16 protein-coding genes are annotated in these 18,110 nt (G+C 34.9%); 15 read left to right on the top strand and 1 reads right to left on the bottom strand.

Annotated features, from left to right (window positions below; genetic code table 11):
• The 3 genes from rpe (at nt 1) to spoVM (ending at nt 1,911) form a co-directional block, all read left to right on the top strand.
• Nucleotides 1-648 (top strand): ribulose-phosphate 3-epimerase, encoded by a 648-nt coding sequence (rpe, locus tag BN349_RS10955; protein WP_019242355.1) that lies wholly within the window; start codon nt 1-3, stop codon nt 646-648.
• 458 nt (nt 649-1,106) lie between these two features.
• A complete protein-coding gene (locus BN349_RS10950) occupies nt 1,107-1,766 on the top strand; it encodes a thiamine diphosphokinase (RefSeq protein ID WP_019242354.1) in 660 nt (219 codons plus the stop codon).
• 64 nt (nt 1,767-1,830) lie between these two features.
• Complete coding sequence (gene spoVM, locus BN349_RS23835; protein WP_019242353.1) at nt 1,831-1,911, top strand: stage V sporulation protein SpoVM; 81 nt, start codon at nt 1,831-1,833, stop codon at nt 1,909-1,911.
• A 411-nt stretch (nt 1,912-2,322) separates the two neighbouring features.
• Here the strand turns inward: spoVM and rpmB are convergent, their stop codons facing one another.
• A complete protein-coding gene (gene rpmB, locus BN349_RS10940) occupies nt 2,323-2,511 on the bottom strand; it encodes a 50S ribosomal protein L28 (RefSeq protein WP_019242352.1) in 189 nt (62 codons plus the stop codon).
• 249 nt (nt 2,512-2,760) lie between these two features.
• Here rpmB and BN349_RS10935 point away from each other — a divergent pair, with 249 nt between their 5' ends.
• The 12 genes from BN349_RS10935 to smc all read left to right on the top strand — a co-directional run bounded on the left by BN349_RS10935 (nt 2,761) and on the right by smc (nt 18,110).
• Nucleotides 2,761-3,129 (top strand): Asp23/Gls24 family envelope stress response protein, encoded by a 369-nt coding sequence (locus tag BN349_RS10935; protein ID WP_019242351.1) that lies wholly within the window; start codon nt 2,761-2,763, stop codon nt 3,127-3,129.
• 16 nt (nt 3,130-3,145) lie between these two features.
• Nucleotides 3,146-4,813, top strand: a complete 1,668-nt coding sequence (locus BN349_RS10930; protein WP_019242350.1) for a DAK2 domain-containing protein — start codon at nt 3,146-3,148, stop codon at nt 4,811-4,813.
• 647 nt (nt 4,814-5,460) lie between these two features.
• Nucleotides 5,461-6,123 carry an L-serine ammonia-lyase, iron-sulfur-dependent subunit beta gene (gene sdaAB / locus BN349_RS10925; protein WP_019242349.1) on the top strand — a complete coding sequence of 221 codons (663 nt, stop codon included), beginning with the start codon at nt 5,461-5,463 and terminating at the stop codon, nt 6,121-6,123.
• Between the two features lie 27 nt (nt 6,124-6,150).
• A complete protein-coding gene (gene sdaAA / locus BN349_RS10920) occupies nt 6,151-7,038 on the top strand; it encodes an L-serine ammonia-lyase, iron-sulfur-dependent, subunit alpha (protein WP_019242348.1) in 888 nt (295 codons plus the stop codon).
• On the top strand, nt 7,035-9,080 hold the full coding sequence (recG, locus tag BN349_RS10915) for an ATP-dependent DNA helicase RecG (protein WP_019242347.1): 2,046 nt from the start codon (nt 7,035-7,037) through the stop codon (nt 9,078-9,080). The genes sdaAA and recG overlap by 4 nt, the downstream gene beginning before the upstream one ends.
• Before the next feature lie 120 nt (nt 9,081-9,200).
• Nucleotides 9,201-9,770, top strand: a complete 570-nt coding sequence (gene fapR / locus BN349_RS10910) for a transcription factor FapR (protein ID WP_026089276.1) — start codon at nt 9,201-9,203, stop codon at nt 9,768-9,770.
• 193 nt (nt 9,771-9,963) lie between these two features.
• Complete coding sequence (gene plsX, locus BN349_RS10905; protein WP_019242345.1) at nt 9,964-10,950, top strand: phosphate acyltransferase PlsX; 987 nt, start codon at nt 9,964-9,966, stop codon at nt 10,948-10,950.
• A 150-nt stretch (nt 10,951-11,100) separates the two neighbouring features.
• Complete coding sequence (fabD, locus tag BN349_RS10900) at nt 11,101-12,051, top strand: ACP S-malonyltransferase (RefSeq protein ID WP_019242344.1); 951 nt, start codon at nt 11,101-11,103, stop codon at nt 12,049-12,051.
• On the top strand, nt 12,048-12,791 hold the full coding sequence (gene fabG / locus BN349_RS10895; RefSeq protein WP_019242343.1) for a 3-oxoacyl-[acyl-carrier-protein] reductase: 744 nt from the start codon (nt 12,048-12,050) through the stop codon (nt 12,789-12,791). The genes fabD and fabG overlap by 4 nt, the downstream gene beginning before the upstream one ends.
• Nucleotides 12,792-12,895: 104 nt before the next feature.
• A complete protein-coding gene (gene acpP, locus BN349_RS10890; RefSeq protein WP_019242342.1) occupies nt 12,896-13,129 on the top strand; it encodes an acyl carrier protein in 234 nt (77 codons plus the stop codon).
• A gap of 652 nt (nt 13,130-13,781) precedes the next feature.
• Nucleotides 13,782-14,519: a ribonuclease III gene (rnc, locus tag BN349_RS10885; protein ID WP_019242341.1), complete on the top strand. Its 738-nt coding sequence runs from the start codon at nt 13,782-13,784 to the stop codon at nt 14,517-14,519.
• Between the two features lie 27 nt (nt 14,520-14,546).
• Nucleotides 14,547-18,110: a chromosome segregation protein SMC gene (gene smc, locus BN349_RS10880; RefSeq protein WP_019242340.1), complete on the top strand. Its 3,564-nt coding sequence runs from the start codon at nt 14,547-14,549 to the stop codon at nt 18,108-18,110.

Raw genomic sequence — 18,110 nt, 5'->3', positions numbered from 1 at the left:
ATGGTAAAAATAGCCCCTTCGATTTTATCAGCAGATTTTGCTAGACTGGGAGAAGAAATTAAAGATGTAGAATTGGGTGGCGCTGATTACATCCATGTAGATGTGATGGACGGTCATTTTGTTCCCAATATTACTATTGGACCATTAATTGTTGATGCAATTCGACCTGTTACGAAGCTTCCATTAGATGTACATTTAATGATTGAGAACCCAGATACATATATTGAAGCATTTGCAAATGCAGGAGCCGATTATATTACAGTGCATGTTGAAGCATGTAAACATTTGCATCGTACTATTTCATTAATTAAATCTTTTGGTGTTAAAGCTGGAGTAGTTTTAAATCCAGCGACTCCTGTTAATACAATTCAACATGTCATTAAGGATGTTGATATGGTCCTACTTATGAGTGTAAATCCAGGTTTTGGTGGACAATCCTTTATTCCAGAAGTACTGCCTAAAATACGAAGTGTTAAAGAGATGGCAGAACAATATAATCCTACCCTTGAAATCGAAATTGATGGAGGAGTTAATGAAGAAACTGCAAAACTTTGTATTGAAGCAGGAGCTAATGTATTAGTAGCTGGTTCGGCTATATATAATAAAGCTGATCGTCAAAAAGCGATAGAAGCCATTAGAGGTAATTAATTTCTATTGATACGTAAAAAGGGGCTGTCTGCAAAGTGATTCTTATCACTTTGCGGAGGCCCCTATGCTTTATGCTATTTTTATGGCTCTGCTTTGTACAAGTTTATGAAAAAAGCTATTACGGACTTTTGTACTGTGCATCGCTTTGATAAGGAAGAGTATGAAAATCAAATAAAATATCTGAGGGTGTCTTCAAATTTTTTCTTTTAAGGCACCCTCTTTTTTAAAAGTGCAGTTTTTGTTAAAGAATACTAATATGATTTACAACGTAGTTAGGTAAATGATCTATATAATACAAATAGTAATAACATCCTAACTGAATAGGTAATGAGGGGGAAGGTTCATCGTTCATATAGTGACAGTGATATTAATTAATAAAATATATCAACGTTATTTTAATAGGTAAAATATTAAGAAGACCGGTGTTCAAAATTTCCTTATAGAAAGAGGGTTTTATTTTGAAAGATATTTATATTATGGCTGGAGGTCCTATAGAATTGATTCCAGATTCCCTTCCTAATACTGAAGGTGCTTTTTGGATTGGAGTTGATCGTGGTATAAGTACCTTACTAGCAAGAGATATCCACCCAAGCATTGTATTTGGTGATTTTGATTCTGTAGCTAAAGATGATCTACATAAAATAAAAAAAGAAAATATTGAAATTTATACATATCCCCCTGAAAAAGATGATACGGATCTTGGTTTAGCTGTAGAATGGGCTCTGGAACAAAAGCCTGATCATATACATATATATGGAAGTACCGGTGGGAGATTTGATCATATGATGGGTGCTATTCAATTATTATTAGCTAATCGAACATTAAGCGGAAAATCAAAAGTGACTATTTACGATCGTAGTAATGTCATTTATGCAGTTCTTCCAGGTAATTATTCGATATTACAGGATGATAAGTATACCTATACTTCCTTTTTCCCGATTTCTTCAGAAGTGAAAGGTATTACCTTGTTAGGATTTAAATATCCTTTAAATAAAAAAGATATTTTGCTGGGGTCTACACTATGTGTTAGTAATGAACTAATTTCAAATATTGGTACTTTTTCATTTGATTATGGCATATTATTAGTCGTAAGAAGCAGTGATCATCGTGCTTTTTAATGGAGACAAATATTATATTTGAACTTATAAAATTAAGTGCATTGTTTTAATGAGGAGGGAAACAATGAAATTTTATACAATTAAATTGCCGAGGCTATTAGGTGGAATTGTAAGGGCTATGCTAGGTGCTTTTAGAAAAGGATAATTAAGTAGGGTGTCTTCAAAATCTATTTTGCTAGGCACCCTCTTTATTTAAGAATTTTTTCTATGGTGAGCAGAGGCGAGATGAGAGCCCACAGGTAACTATTTGGCGGGGATACTTACCGTCCAATTCTGCGGAAATAGAGCATCATGAAGTGGCGTTCAAGGTAACCTATATTCATTACTTGTTCATAGGCAACAAATAGTCTAATTTTTGTTCGAAAATATATCGAATAATATGAGAATTCCCTTTTCACAATTTAGTAATGAACGGAAAGAATCAAAGGATGAAAATAGAGGAGGCGCCTAAATATTTTATAATATTTAGGCGCTTCCTCTATGTATAATAATAATTATCAATAGTTATACTTGTTAAAGAATAACAAAGGCATCCGTTTAATAGGATGCCCATTCATTATACGCGTTCAACTTTACCAGATTTTAATGCTCTAGCAGAAACATATACGCGTTTTGGTTTTCCATCAACTAAGATACGAACCTTTTGAAGATTAGCACCCCAAGTACGTTTGTTAGCGTTCATTGCGTGAGAGCGAGTGTTACCTGAAGTTGTTTTTCTTCCAGTGATTACACATTTGCGTGCCATATATAAATTCCCTCCTAACTACAGCGAGCTTAAGTATCAATTGTTCTTAAGTCATAATCAAATACTTAAATAATGTATCATACATAAAATTGAAATGCAATAGTTCAAGCTACATGCTTTCAAGAAAAAAACCTTGACATATTAATAATAATGTTGCTTTATAATAAAACAGAGAAAAACTTTTAATAATTTTATTGTTGTAGTAAAATGTTTGTAGTCAAACTGTATTTTCCAAAGGGGGAATAACGAATGTCCATTGAATTGAAAACAAATTTCGGACAAATTGATATATCTAATGATGTCATCGCTACAATTGCTGGTGGAGCTGCAGTAGATTGTTACGGTATAGTAGGTATGGCAAGTAAAAAGCAATTTAAAGACGGAATTGCAGAGATTTTAAGAAAAGAAAACTTCACTAAGGGTGTAATTGTGCGCCAAGAAGAAGAATCAGAAGCTGTACATATCGATATGTACATTATTGTGAGCTACGGTACGAAAATTTCAGAAGTTGCTCATAATGTTCAGTCTAAAGTGAAATATACCCTGGACAAAACGGTTGGCTTAGCAGTAGATTCCGTCAATATTTTTGTACAGGGAGTTCGAGTGACGAACCCTTAGTAAGGAGGAAACATTTGTGTCAATTACAAGTATAGATGGAAAGCGTTTTGCAGAGATGATCATATTAGGTGCTAATCAATTATCTGCTAATGCCAAATTAGTCGATGCACTTAACGTCTTTCCTGTGCCAGATGGAGACACTGGAACAAACATGAATTTATCTATGACTTCAGGTGCTAAGGAAGTTGAAGGTCATATCCAAGAGCATATTGGGAAAGTTGGATCAGCGCTTTCAAAAGGTTTGCTTATGGGTGCTCGAGGGAATTCAGGAGTTATTCTTTCGCAATTGTTTAGAGGTTTTGCAAAAAAAATCGAAGCAAAAGCTGAAATTAACAGTACTGAATTTGCAGCAGCATTTGCTGCAGGAGTAGAAACAGCTTATAAAGCAGTTATGAAGCCTGTAGAAGGTACGATTTTAACTGTTGCTAAGGATGCAGCAAGAGCTGCAGTAGAATCAGCAACGAAAAATGAAGACATTGTGGCAGTTATGGAAGATATCGTTAAAGAAGCAAATGCTTCCTTAAAGCGCACACCAGACTTACTTCCTGTATTAAAAGAGGTGGGTGTAGTTGATAGTGGTGGACAAGGTTTAGTATTTGTATACGAGGGCTTTTTAGCACAACTAAAAGGTGAAAAAGTAAATCTTGCAGCATCTGCACAGCCTTCTATGGAATCTCTAGTAAGTGCTGAGCACCATATGAATGTTCAAGGCCATATGAGCAATGAAGAAATTGTTTATGGTTATTGTACGGAATTTATGGTTCGCTTTGAAAAGGATAAAAAAACTTTTAATGAAGAAGATTTCCGCAATGATTTAAGTGGATATGGAGATTCATTATTAGTCATTTCAGATGATGAAATCGTTAAAGTTCACATTCACTCTGAACAACCAGGTGAGTGTATAAGTTATGGTCAGAAATATGGTAGCTTAATTAAAGTTAAAGTAGACAATATGAGAGAGCAATACTCTAGTGTTTATGGAAATGAGCCTGCAGAACAACAAGCACCTGTATTGACTAAGAAAAAAGAAGAATATGGTATTGTCACTGTTGCTATGGGTTCTGGTATTTCTGATCTATTTAAAAGTATCGGAGCAAAAGCGGTAATAGAAGGTGGCCAAACAATGAATCCAAGTACGGAAGATATTGTTAAGGCTATTAAGGAAGTTAACGCAAAAAATGTTATTATTTTACCTAATAACAAAAATATCATAATGGCTGCTCAGCAATCTGTTGATCTTGTAGATGAAAATGTTATTGTCATTCCATCAAAAACAGTTCCACAAGGAATGTCTGCATTGTTAGCATTTAATCCATCATTAGACGCTGAAGCAAATGAGAAAAATATGACTGAATCACTTTCTCAAGTGAAAACAGGTCAAATTACATTTGCAGTACGTGATACAAGTATTGATGGCCTTGAAATTGAAAATGGCGATTTTATGGGTATTGTTGAAGGGAAAATTAAAAACAAAAACAAAGATAAACTATTGGCTGCTAAGGAATTGCTTGGTAACATGATAGATGAAGATACTGAAATTCTAACAATCATTTATGGTGAAGATGTAACAGAAGAAGAAGTTAATCAACTTGTATCTTTTGTAGAAGAAAATTATGAAGATGTTGAAGTTGAAATCCATGATGGAAAACAACCACTGTACTCTTTTATTTTTTCTGCTGAATAAGTTATAAGTAATTTCATAATTAGATAAGAACGATTCAAAGTATTAGACAAGATAATATTTGATAGCAGTAATACTGTTTGCTAACATTTAATATTTTTAATTTGCTGCTGATCTTCCAAAACAGGAATAGAAGACATTTTCTTCTATTCCTGTTTTGTGTCTATCTAATATAATTGAGGGTTTTCCTTCTGTATGAGAAAGAGGATACCATGTTTGTAGTAAATAAGTAATTATCAAACACTATCTAGCTTTCGAAATTAGTAATCGATATGTTTAAACGTTCATTGAGTAATCTCTACTAATGTAGATTATGCCAGGAGCAGATGCTTATAGCTTTACGCGCATAAAAGACATTCCTATAGAATGAGGGGGATTATCATCTTTTTTTGTTTGCAATGTGCTTGAGTTTTTCTTTACACAATGGATGAGTTTTGGGAATAAATATAATATAATTGGGAATGTTGAATAGTTAAAAATAAAAGCTGTTTTATAAAAGATTGTTGATAATAAATAAGTCTGGTGAATATACAAAGGATAAAAATGAGCATCCTGGAGTAGAATTCAACTCCACCTATAATCACTACTTGTTCATAAGCAACAAAGCATGCGAAAACAACCAAAATAATTAATTACAGTGAGGGTAAAATATGAAATATAAAAGTGTATTTGATATTATTGGTCCAATTATGATTGGTCCCTCAAGTTCACATACAGCTGGTGCAGCAAGAATCGGTAAGGTTGCTCGAAGTTTATTTCGAAGACAACCTACATGGGTAAATATCTCATTATACGGATCTTTTGCCAACACATATAAAGGACATGGAACAGATGTAGCTTTAATCGGGGGGATTTTAGATTTCGATACGTTTGATGAGAGGATTATTGAAAGTATCTCAATAGCTGAGAGTCAAGGTATGAAGATTTCATTTACTGAAGAAGAAGCACTGACAGATCACCCGAATACAGTTCGAATTACAATGGGAGATGATGATGGTGAAATTGAATTAGTTGGTATTTCAATTGGCGGTGGGAAAATTGAAATTATTGAGCTAAATGGATTTTTATTGAGACTTTCTGGACATCACCCTGCTATTTTAGTAGCCCATAATGATAAATTCGGTACTATTGCAAGTGTTTCAAATGTATTGGCTGCTCATGAAATAAATATAGGTCACATGGAAGTTTCACGTAAGGATGTTGGGCAAAAAGCCTTGATGACGATTGAAGTGGATCAAAATATTGATGATAGTATTTTATCGGAATTAGAAAAGCTGCCTAATATACTAGCAGTAACAAAAATTGTTGACTAATGATTGAATGGTAAGGTGGGATGGTCATTGTTTAAAAACGTAGCAGAATTAGTCAGATTGGCTGAAAGCCAAAATAAAAAAATATCAGAAATTATGATTGAACAAGAAATAGAGGTCACAGGGCGTACTAGGGAAGAGATAATTGCCATGATGGAAAAAAACCTAGATGTTATGGAAAAAGCAATTGAAAGAGGATTGGCTGGTGTACATTCACATTCAGGTTTAACGGGTGTCGATGCTGTACTTTTACAAAATTATATCCAATCTGGTAAAAGTTTATCTGGGTCTTTATTGCTGGATGCTGTTAGCAAAGCGGTGGCAACTAATGAAGTAAATGCAGCCATGGGAACAATTTGTGCAACACCAACTGCTGGATCTGCTGGTGTTGTACCTGGTACTTTATTTGCTTTGATCCCCAAACTGAATCCCACTAGAGAACAGAAGATAGCCTTTTTGTTTACAGCAGGAGCATTTGGTTTTGTAGTAGCTAATAACGCTTCTATATCAGGAGCAGCAGGTGGTTGCCAAGCTGAAGTAGGTTCAGCTTCCGGAATGGCAGCAGCTGCAATCGTTGAAATGGCAGGTGGTACTCCTTCTCAGTGTGCAGAAGCTATGGCTATTACATTGAAAAATATGCTTGGATTAGTATGTGACCCTGTTGCTGGTCTTGTAGAAGTACCTTGTGTAAAAAGAAATGCAATGGGGGCTGCGAATTCAGTTGTAGCTGCCGATATGGCTTTAGCTGGTGTAACAAGTCGGATACCGTGTGATGAAGTAATAGATGCTATGTTTAGAATTGGTCAGACGATGCCTTCTGCTTTACGAGAAACAGCACAAGGAGGTTTAGCGGCTACGCCAACAGGTAGAGAACTCGAAGCGAAAATTTTTGGTAAGTCGCTCAATGTGAAAAAATGACGAATTTATCTAATGTGGTATCTGAAATAAAAGGTATCGGCTCTGAAACAACTTTGGCTTTAAGTGAGATGGGTATTGAAACTATATCTGATTTATTGGAATATGTTCCATATCGTTACGAAGATTATCGTCTTAAAGATTTAGAAGAAGTAAATCATGATGAACGTATTACGGTGGAGGGTGTTGTTCATAGTCCTCCATCTGTCATGTTTTACGGAAAGAAAAAAACAAAGCTTACATTTAAATTACTTGTTAATCGTTATCTTATTACAGTTGTGTTTTTTAACCAGCACTATTTGAAAAATAAATTTGAGCTACAGCAATCCGTAACAATAAGCGGTAAGTGGGACCGCAATCGACAAACGATTACGGCTAACTCGTATCAAGTAGGTTTGAATAAGCAGCAACATGATTTTGAGCCAGTATATTCTGTAAAAGGAAGTGTGACTGTAAAAGGCTTACGGAAATTTATTAGCCTTGCTTTTTCTCAATACGAAAATGAAATACAAGAAACACTTCCATTCTTTTTACTTCAAAAATATAAACTACTTGGAAAAAAAGAGGCATTAAAAGCTATGCATTTTCCATCTGGTGCTGAAGATCTTAAGCAAGCTAGAAGGAGAATGGCATATGAAGAACTATTACTCTTTCAATTAAAAATGCAAGCATTAAGACGAGTTCAACGACAAGGTTCAGTCGGAATTACTCATAAATATGATTCTAATCAAATTCAGTTGTTTATTGAACAATTGCCTTTCCCATTAACCAATGCTCAAAAAAGAGTTATACATGAAATTTTTACTGATATGCAATCACCATATCGAATGAATCGTTTATTACAAGGTGATGTAGGATCAGGAAAGACAGTTGTAGCTACTATTGCTTTATTAGCAAGTGTGTATTCTGGTTATCAAGGTGCATTAATGGTTCCTACTGAGATATTAGCTGAGCAACATGCTGAATCTATCCAATCTTTATTGAAACATACTGGTGTTAAAGTGGCCTTATTTACTAGTTCTGTAAAAGGGAAAAAACGTAGAGAACTCTTGGAAGCCCTAAAAGTAGGAGAAATCGATATCTTAATAGGTACTCACGCCCTTATAGGAGATGAAGTGTTTTTTAAAAAGCTCGGTCTAGTAATAACTGATGAACAGCACAGATTTGGGGTTCAACAGAGAAGAATACTTCGCGAGAAGGGGGAGAATCCAGATGTCTTATTTATGACAGCTACCCCTATTCCTCGAACGCTTGCTATTACGGTATTTGGTGAAATGGATGTATCCATTATTGATGAAATGCCTGCAGGTAGAAAACAAATAGAAACATATTGGGCTAAGCATAACATGCTAGAACGAGCACTGGGTTTTATGGAAAAGGAACTTCAAAAAGGAAGACAAGCATACGTCATATGTCCTCTTATAGAGGAATCTGAAAAGCTTGATCTTCAAAATGCTATCGAGGTTCATAGCATGCTTATTCATTATTTTGGTACAAGATATCAAGTTGGATTAATGCATGGTAAACTTTCTTCAACCGATAAAGACGAAGTGATGAAATCATTTAGTGAGAATCAAATACAAGTGTTAGTATCAACAACCGTTGTTGAAGTTGGAGTAAATGTTCCGAATGCAACCTTTATGCTCATTTACGACGCAGAAAGATTTGGATTGTCCCAGTTGCATCAATTAAGAGGACGAGTTGGAAGGGGTAGTGAACAATCCTATTGTGTTTTGGTTAGTGATGCGAAATCCGAAAATGGCAAGGAACGTATGAGAATCATGACTGAAACAAATGATGGCTTTGTTTTATCCGAAAAAGATTTAGAATTAAGAGGTCCAGGAGATTTCTTTGGTAAAAAGCAAAGTGGATTACCAGAATTCAAAGTGGCAGATCTTGTACACGACTATCGGATTCTTGAAGTGGCTAGAGACGATGCTGCTAAATTAGTTAATTCCACTGAATTTTGGAAGTCGGATGAATTCGCTCTCTTAAGAGCTTATTTAGAGACTTCAGGCTTATTTGATAATGAAAAACTAGATTAAAAAGATAATGTCAAAATAATTAAATAGATTGTAAGCTTTACATATTGTCTTGCAATCTTTTTTTAATATATATATACTACTATTAGTACCTAGTCATAATACTGCGGATGGTGACAAAAAATGAGACGGAATAAAAAAGAGCGCCAATTCATGTTAAAAGAGACTATTGATAATAATCCGTTTATTACTGATGAAGATTTAGCGGAAAAATTTTCAGTTAGCGTCCAAACGATTCGTTTAGATCGTTTAGAATTATCAATCCCAGAATTACGTGAAAGAATAAAACATGTGGCGGAAAAAAATCATAGAGATGAAATTAAATCATTGCCTATTGAAGAGGTAATTGGAGATATTATAGATATACAGCTAGATCAAAGTGCAATTTCTATATTCGATGTAAAAAAAGAACATGTATTTACTCGAAATGGTATCGCACGTGGACATCATTTATTTGCGCAAGCTAATTCTTTAGCTGTCGCGCTTATGAATGACCCATTTACACTTACTGCTAAAGCTAATATTACATTCACTCGTCCAGTTAAAGAAAACGAGCGAATTATTGCTAAAGCAAGTGTTGTAAATAATGAAAATGATCCGACTAGATCAACAGTAAAAGTAAGAAGCTATGTAGGACAAGAATTAGTTTTTAAAGGCTCTTTCGATATGTTTAGATCAAATGCGAAAGAATAGCTACTTGGATCGGACAAAACAACTGATTGTTTATATGTAGAAACAACTATACTTTACAGCGTGATTGTTATGTGTCTTTCGTATAACAGATCAAGCGACTTAGACAATACTTCTAGGATTAGCAAGGACTAGGTGGTATTGACCAAGGATTAAATATGTACATGCATATCTTGTGAAAAGGATGGAAACAACGATGAAAATAGCTATTGATGCAATGGGTGGCGACCATGCACCGAAAGAAGCGGTACTTGGAGCCGTTCGTGCAATTGAAGAATATTCTGATTTAGAAATTGTGTTGGTTGGTGACGAAGCAAAAATCAAGGAGTATTTAACTCCCAACGAACGAATTCAAATATTACATACAGAAGAACAAATTTTGGCTACTGATGAGCCGGTAAGAGCAGTAAGAAGAAAAAAACAAGCTTCTATGGTGTTAGCGGCACAACAAGTAGCGGATGGTTTAGCTGATGCTTGTATATCAGCAGGAAATACGGGGGCGCTAATGGCTGCTGGATTATTTGTAGTTGGAAGAATTAAAGGAATTGAAAGACCTGCTTTATCACCAACTTTACCAACATTAAATGGTGATGGATTCGTGCTATTGGACGTGGGTGCCAATTCAGAAGCCAGACCAGAGCATTTAGTTCAATTTGCCATAATGGGTTCTGTTTACGCGGAAAAAGTTAGAGGAATTACTAAGCCACGTGTGGGTCTTTTAAATATTGGTACTGAAGATAAAAAAGGTAATGAGTTGACTAAGGCTGCTTTTGAATTACTGCAAAATGCTCCTATACATTTTGTTGGGAATGTAGAGAGTCGTGATTTAATGAACGGAGTAGCTGATGTTGTTGTAACAGATGGTTTTACAGGAAATATGGTCTTGAAATCAATAGAGGGTACAGCTTTAAATATGTTTAAAATGATTAAAGATGCCATGATGAGTAATTTAAAAAGCAAACTTGCAGCAGCTGTATTAAAACCAGAATTAATGAAGATTAAACAAAAGATGGATTACTCTGAATATGGTGGAGCTGGTTTGTTTGGATTAAAGGCCCCTGTAATCAAAGCGCATGGTTCATCTGATAGCAATGCTTTCTTTAATGCTATAAGACAAACAAAAACAATGGTTCAACATGAAGTTGCTCCTACGATTCAAAAGTATATTGATGAAATGCAGTAAAGGATGTATTAGTAAGGAAGTTATTCCTTTTTGATGGCTTTAACGAAGCGAAATTCCTAAAAAACTAATATAATCAATGTGTTTTTTTATGGTGGTAGCAATAGTTGAATGTTTATAAATTGCAATTAAAAGCTTGAGGGAGAGAGAATTATGGCAAAAATCGCTTTTGTTTTTCCAGGTCAAGGTTCACAAACTGTAGGCATGGGTATGGAACTTTATCAACAATTTACGAGTGTGAAGGAATATTTTGATTTAGCGGATGAAACATTGAAATTTCCTCTAAGTGAAGTCATCTTTCAGGGACCAAAAGAAACATTGACTTTAACTACAAATGCACAGCCTGCATTATTGACAACAAGTATTGCCATTCTATCTCGATTGAAAGAGCATAATATTGAAGCTGATTTTGTAGCAGGTCATAGTTTAGGAGAGTATAGTGCCTTAGTAGCAGCTGGTGTCATAACTTTTGAAGATGCTGTAGCTGCTGTACGAAAACGAGGCGAATATATGGAAGAAGCAGTGCCGAATGGTTTAGGAGCTATGGCAGCCTGCTTGGGAGCAGACCGTACGAAACTAGAGGAATTGACTGCTAACATTACTAATGAAGGTACACCGGTGCAACTGGCTAATATTAATTGTCCAGGGCAAATTGTTATTTCAGGCTCAGCAGCTGGCGTACAAAAAGCGATAGAGCGAATAAAAGAAATAGGAGCGAAAAGAGCGATTCCGTTAGACGTTAGTGGACCGTTTCACTCAAGTTTAATGCAACCAGCTTCTTCTAAATTACAAGCAACATTTGAACAAATGAAATGGGAAGAAGCATTCATACCTGTTATTTCTAATGTAACTGCTCAGCCTATGGTTTCTCGTGAGGAAATTAAGGAGAAATTGATTGAACAATTATATTCTCCAGTGCTATGGCAAGATTGTGTAGAAACTATGATTGAACAGGGCGTAGATACTTTTATTGAAATTGGTCCAGGGAAAGTATTATCTGGATTAATCAAGAAAATTAATCGTAATGTACGTATACTTTCAGTGTCCAATGAAGAAGAAGTACAGGCAGTGCTAGCTGCCCTAAAGGAGGAACCTTTGGTATGAAATTAAAAGATCAGGTAGCAATTGTTACAGGAGCTTCAAGAGGGATTGGTAGAGAAATAGCTCTTGAGTTAGCTAGGGAAGGTGCTTCAGTAGTAGTAAACTATGCAGGAAGTGAAGCAAAAGCGAAAGAGGTAGTTGCTGAAATTCAAGCATTAGGTAGTTCAGCGATAGCTATCCGTTGTAATGTGGCAGATAGTGATGATGTTGCTTCTATGGTTAAAACAACTATAGAAGAATTTGGAAAAGTTGATATTCTAGTTAATAATGCAGGTGTTACTCGTGATAATTTATTAATGCGTATGAAAGAAGAAGAATGGGATACGGTTCTTAATACAAACTTAAAAGGTGTTTTTCTGTGCACAAAGAGTGTTACAAGACCTATGATGAAGCAACGTAAAGGCCGAATTATCAATGTTGCTAGTGTGGTTGGTATTAGTGGGAATGCTGGCCAAGCAAATTATGTTGCTGCTAAAGCTGGTGTAATTGGTTTAACAAAAACAACTGCAAAAGAACTTGCACCTCGTGGAATTACTGTAAATGCTGTTGCACCTGGCTTTATTTCAACGGATATGACAGATCAATTACCTGAAGATGTGAAAAATACGATGCTTCAACAAATACCATTAGCACGTTTTGGTGAGCCAGAAGATATTGCTAAAGTAGTGGCTTTTCTAGCATCAAATGATAGTTCGTATATGACTGGTCAGACACTTACAATTGATGGTGGAATGGTAATGTAAAACGTTACTTCTAATACAGACTCTTATTTTACAATATCAATTAGAAGTTTCACTTTATTCTCTATAGAAAATGCAATATAATGACTTGAAGGGAGGTGATATTTGTGGCAGATGTTTTAGAACGCATTACAAAAATCGTCGTTGACCGTTTAGAAGTTGAAGAATCAGAAGTTAAGCTAGAAGCTTCTTTTAAAGAAGATTTAGGTGCTGACTCTCTTGATGTAGTTGAGCTTGTTATGGAGCTTGAAGATGAATTCGGAATGGAAATCTCTGACGAAGATGCAGAAAAAATTTCAACGGTAGGAGATGCCGTTAATTACATAGAGAGCAATATGTAATTTATTCAATTTTAATGATAAGGCCTACTCTTAAAAGAAGATAACAATTACTTTGAAAGATTTCAATCATTTTTAGTATTTGCTACTTCTTTTAAAGAGTTGGCTTTTTCTTGTATTATCAGTAGGAATGGAAACTGTAATCTACTTTACGTACATGATAATATAGTGAAATAAGACTTTGTTATATGTTCATGTGAAATTTAACTAGGAATAATTTAGGCGGAAATCAGAAATCCGTGAAAATCCTCTGTGAAAGAAACAAGAAAGTCAAGACATCAGAGTGTGGACTGAGCGAGGAAGTTTAGTACTCGCATAGCAAGAAGCGAACGGATCGAAGCCATTATCAACAATGAAATATAACACAGTCATAAATAAATACGGACCGGAAACGGTCTTTATTCATTAACGTGCTTAAGTTTTCGTGTGTAATGGGGTTTTTCATCTTTCTTCTATGTTGTGTCTCATGTAAACTTGTGCATATAGAATGTTATTTAAAAAACTTGTTTTCTTTTTTTACTATCATTTTATATACTAATTATTGTTGGGTATTACTTTATAATGTATTAAATCAATGTAACCTTGTTTGAGAGTGAGTGGATGCTCGTTTTATGCTTGCTCCCTAAGATGTTAGGTTTATGGTTCGGAGGATATTATGCGGAAGAACGGAAAAGAGAAAAAATCTCCAAATACGAATAAGAAATTTGAACAATTTCAAGATGAAATAGGCTTTCGATTTGATAATGAAAGACTATTAAAGCAAGCTTTTACTCATTCATCCTATGTGAATGAGCATCGTCGTAAGCCATATGAAGACAATGAAAGGCTTGAATTTTTGGGAGATGCTGTTTTAGAACTGACAGTATCACAATACCTTTATAAAAAATATCCATTAATGAGTGAAGGGGAACTGACAAAGCTACGTGCAGCAATTGTATGTGAACCATCACTTGTTACTTTTGCTAATGCATTATCATTTGGCAAACTTGTTTTACTCGGTAAAGGGGAAGAACTTACTGGTGGAAGAGAACGTCCTGCTTTATTAGCTGATGTCTTTGAATCGTTTGTAGGTGCACTTTTCTTAGATCAAGGAATGGATGCTGTATTTGAATTTTTAAAGGTAACAGTTTTCCCAAAAATAGATGAAGGTGCTTTTTCTCATGTGATGGATTACAAAAGTCAATTACAAGAGCTTGTACAGCGAGATGCAGCTGGTACGATAGAATATAAAATACACCAAGAAAAAGGCCCAGCGCACAATAAAGAATTTGTGTCGAATGTCTCTTTGAATGGAGATATTAAAGGTACAGGTGTAGGACGCTCTAAAAAAGAAGCGGAACAAAAGGCTGCGCAAGAAGCATTAATGAACTTAAGGAAAATAGAAAAGAAATAATAGTAGTTGTTGAAAGGGGAAATTTGTTTGTTCCTCAAACGTTTAGATGTAATTGGATTTAAATCGTTTGCAGAGAGAATTTCCATCGATTTCGTAAATGGTGTTACAGCAGTAGTTGGCCCTAATGGTAGTGGGAAAAGTAACGTAACTGACGCCATCCGCTGGGTTCTTGGTGAACAGTCAGCAAAATCTTTACGCGGATCTAAGATGGAAGATATTATTTTTGCAGGAAGTGACTCTCGGAAGTCACTAAATTTCGCTGAAGTAACTTTAACTTTGGATAACGAAGATAGCTTTCTTCCAATCGATTTTCATGAGGTAAGTGTAACAAGAAGAGTATCTCGATCGGGTGAAAGTGATTTTTATATTAATAAACAAGCATGTCGATTAAAAGATATTATTGACCTATTTATGGACTCGGGTTTAGGTCGAGAAGCTTTCTCTATTATAAGCCAAGGTAAAGTAGAAGAAATTTTGAGCAGTAAAGCTGAAGAAAGAAGAATAATTTTTGAAGAAGCTGCCGGTGTTTTAAAATATAAAAACCGTAAAAAGAAAGCGGAACAAAAGCTAACTGAAACACGTGAAAACTTAAACCGTGTGCAAGATATTTTGTATGAGCTTGAAGGACAAGTTGAACCGTTGAAAATACAGGCTTCCATAGCCAAGGATTATCTTGAGAAAAAAGAAGAACTTCAGCAATATGAAGTTGCTTTAACTGTTTTCGAAATTGAAACGCTACATGAGAAGTGGCAATCACTTTCTGAACAGCATCGTATTCATAAAGATAAAGAAATTACCCTAAGTTCAGAATTGCAGCAAAAGGAAGCTGAGATTGCGAAGTTAAGGGATCAAATGACGGCTCTAGATGAATCCGTGAGTGATTTGCAAGATGTATTACTTGTGACTACTGAGGAATTAGAAAAATTAGAAGGTAGAAAAAATGTTCTTCAAGAAAGAAAGAAAAACGCTACACAAAGTAAACAGCAATTAGAACAAATTATTCAAGATGCGAAAGAGCAATTAGAACGATTACAAATCGATCAAAAACAACAGAAAATAGCGTTAGATGAAGCTGAAAATGAAGTGGAAAGAATTAATTCAGAGCTTTCGTTAAAAGAGGCGAATTTTGCGGAATTTAATGAAGATATTGAAGCTGAGATCGAGACGTTAAAAAGTGATTATATTGAGTTGTTAAATGAACAAGCTGCGGCAAATAATGAAGCTAGAATGCTAGCTCAGCAGTTAGAACAGACTACTCATCGTAGTTCACGTTTAGATCAAGATAATGAAGGCTTAGTTGCTAAACGTAATGAGATAGTTGATAGAAGAGAATCATTAAATGAGCAATTAAATTTAATAAAACAAAAAATTGAAGATGCAGCATCTAAGCTTTTTGAACAGAAAGCTAGTTTGGAAAAGCTACAAGAAAAGTATACAAATCAAGAAACAAAATTATATCAGGCTTATCAATATGTTCAGCAATGCCAATCTAGAATTGAAATGCTCCAAGGAATGGAAGATGAATATGCTGGCTTCTTTCAAGGTGTAAAAGAAGTATTAAAGGCTAAGACTCTTAATGGGATAGAAGGAGCTGTTGCAAGTTTAATTACTGTTCCTAAAGAATATAATCTAGCTATCGAAACTGCACTTGGTTCAAGCTTACAACATATCGTTGTAGAAACAGAAGAAAATGCTAGAAAAGCGATTGCTTTCTTAAAACAGCATTCATTTGGAAGAGCAACATTTTTACCTTTATCAGTAATGAAGGAAAGAATGATTCCACAAAGCCAGTTACAGTCGGTCATACATCATTCTGCTTTTATAGGTGTTGCTTCTCAATTAGTAACATTCGATCAAAAATATGCTTCAGTAATTGCGAATCTATTAGGTACTGTCATTATTACAAATGATTTAAAAGGTGCTAATGAATTAGCTAAACAGCTTCATTATCGTTATCGAATAGTTACACTTGAAGGAGATGTGGTAAACCCTGGTGGAAGTATGACAGGGGGAGCATCAAAAGGGAAAAACTATTCTCTTTTATCGAGAAAAGGTGAGCTAGACGAACTAAATAATAAGTTTCCAAAAATGAAAGCGAAGACCGAAGAGCTTGAACTAGAAGTGAAACAATTAAAAGAAATGATTCAGCTCCAAACGAAAGAAATGGAATTAGCCCGTCAAATGCAGGAAGATACACGCCTCCATGAGCAAAGTATTAAAGGGGATATTCGTGAAGTTGAATTAGAAGAAAAAAATATGAACGATCGATTAACGTTGTATGATCATGAAAAAACTTCACTTTTAGAAGAACAACAACAAAAAGAGAACCGTTTGCAAGAGTTGAATCAATTTTTAGAAACTTGTAAGAATCGATTAGAAGAACAAAAAGCAACAATTGATGAGCTTACTTTGAAAAAGCAAATGCAACAATCTTCTAAAGCTCAATTGACGAGTGAAATACATGAATTAAAAGTTTCACATGCTTCAAAGAAAGAGAAATTGCAAAGCATACAAGAAAAATACAATAGACTATTACGCGATATAGAAGAATGGTCTACAAAAGAACAGGATGCTAAAGAAGATATTGATTTATTATTTAGTGATATGGAAAGCAATGAAAGTGGAGAAATTCAACTGGAAGAGGCTGCAAAGAAAAAATCACAAGATAAAGAAGAAACGATTCAACTTATTGCATCTCGTCGTAATGAAAGAAATCATCTACAGCTTCGTTTAGAGGATGAAGAAAAAGAAATAAAAGAAGTAAAAAGAATCTATAAAGGTCATGTTGAGGCTTTAAAGGATGAAGAAGTAAAAATTAATCGCTTGGATGTAGAATTAGAGAATCGCCTGCAACACCTTCAAATGGAATATACTCTTTCATTTGAAGAAGCGAAAGAAAAGTATGAACTTCAAGCTTCACCCGATGAAACGAAGAAAAAGGTAAAATTAATTAAATTAGCTATTGATGAATTAGGAACCATTAACCTCGGCGCAATTGATGAATATGAACGAGTTTATGAACGTTTTCATTTTTTAACCGAACAAAGAGAAGATTTACTAGAAGCTAAAGATACTCTCTTCCAAGTTATTGATGAAATGGATGAGGAAATGAAAAGACGTTTTGAAGAAACCTTTAATGGTATTCGTGAACAATTTGAAAGTGTTTTTCAGCAGTTGTTTGGTGGGGGTAAAGCTGAATTAAAATTAACGGATCCAGATGATTTGTTAAATACTGGTGTTGAAATTATTGCACAGCCGCCTGGTAAAAAACTGCAAAATTTAGGCCTGCTATCTGGTGGAGAAAGAGCATTAACAGCTATTGCTTTATTATTCTCTATTCTTATAATTCGTCCTGTACCATTTTGTATCTTGGATGAAGTGGAAGCTGCTTTGGATGAGGCTAATGTAGTTAGATTTAGTCAGTATCTGAAGAAATTTAGTGAGGAAACACAATTTATCGTAATCACGCATCGAAAAGGAACAATGGAATCAGCAGATGTACTATATGGTATTACCATGCAAGAATCAGGTGTTTCTAAACTTGTGTCCGTTAGATTAGATGACAAAGAGTTAGTAGAACATAGTAAATAG

The organism is Bacillus sp. AP8, assembly GCF_000321185.1.
Taxonomy (GTDB): Bacteria; Bacillota; Bacilli; order Bacillales; family DSM-1321; genus Bacillus_AD; species Bacillus_AD massilioanorexius.
The sequence above is the reverse complement of the archived record's forward strand: the minus strand, read 5'-3'. Positions and strand labels throughout refer to the sequence as shown.

What these genes read in the sequence shown, in the direction of transcription:
- fabG (WP_019242343.1), top strand. Translation starts at nt 12,048, where the DNA reads ATGAAATTAAAAGATCAGGTAGCAATTGTTACAGGAGCTTCAAGAGGG.
- BN349_RS10935 (WP_019242351.1), top strand. Translation starts at nt 2,761, where the DNA reads ATGTCCATTGAATTGAAAACAAATTTCGGACAAATTGATATATCTAAT.
- rpe (WP_019242355.1), top strand. Translation starts at nt 1, where the DNA reads ATGGTAAAAATAGCCCCTTCGATTTTATCAGCAGATTTTGCTAGACTG.
- rnc (WP_019242341.1), top strand. Translation starts at nt 13,782, where the DNA reads ATGCGGAAGAACGGAAAAGAGAAAAAATCTCCAAATACGAATAAGAAA.
- recG (WP_019242347.1), top strand. Translation starts at nt 7,035, where the DNA reads ATGACGAATTTATCTAATGTGGTATCTGAAATAAAAGGTATCGGCTCT.
- fapR (WP_026089276.1), top strand. Translation starts at nt 9,201, where the DNA reads ATGAGACGGAATAAAAAAGAGCGCCAATTCATGTTAAAAGAGACTATT.
- rpmB (WP_019242352.1), bottom strand. Translation starts at nt 2,511, where the DNA reads ATGGCACGCAAATGTGTAATCACTGGAAGAAAAACAACTTCAGGTAAC.
- fabD (WP_019242344.1), top strand. Translation starts at nt 11,101, where the DNA reads ATGGCAAAAATCGCTTTTGTTTTTCCAGGTCAAGGTTCACAAACTGTA.
- spoVM (WP_019242353.1), top strand. Translation starts at nt 1,831, where the DNA reads ATGAAATTTTATACAATTAAATTGCCGAGGCTATTAGGTGGAATTGTA.
- plsX (WP_019242345.1), top strand. Translation starts at nt 9,964, where the DNA reads ATGAAAATAGCTATTGATGCAATGGGTGGCGACCATGCACCGAAAGAA.
- sdaAB (WP_019242349.1), top strand. Translation starts at nt 5,461, where the DNA reads ATGAAATATAAAAGTGTATTTGATATTATTGGTCCAATTATGATTGGT.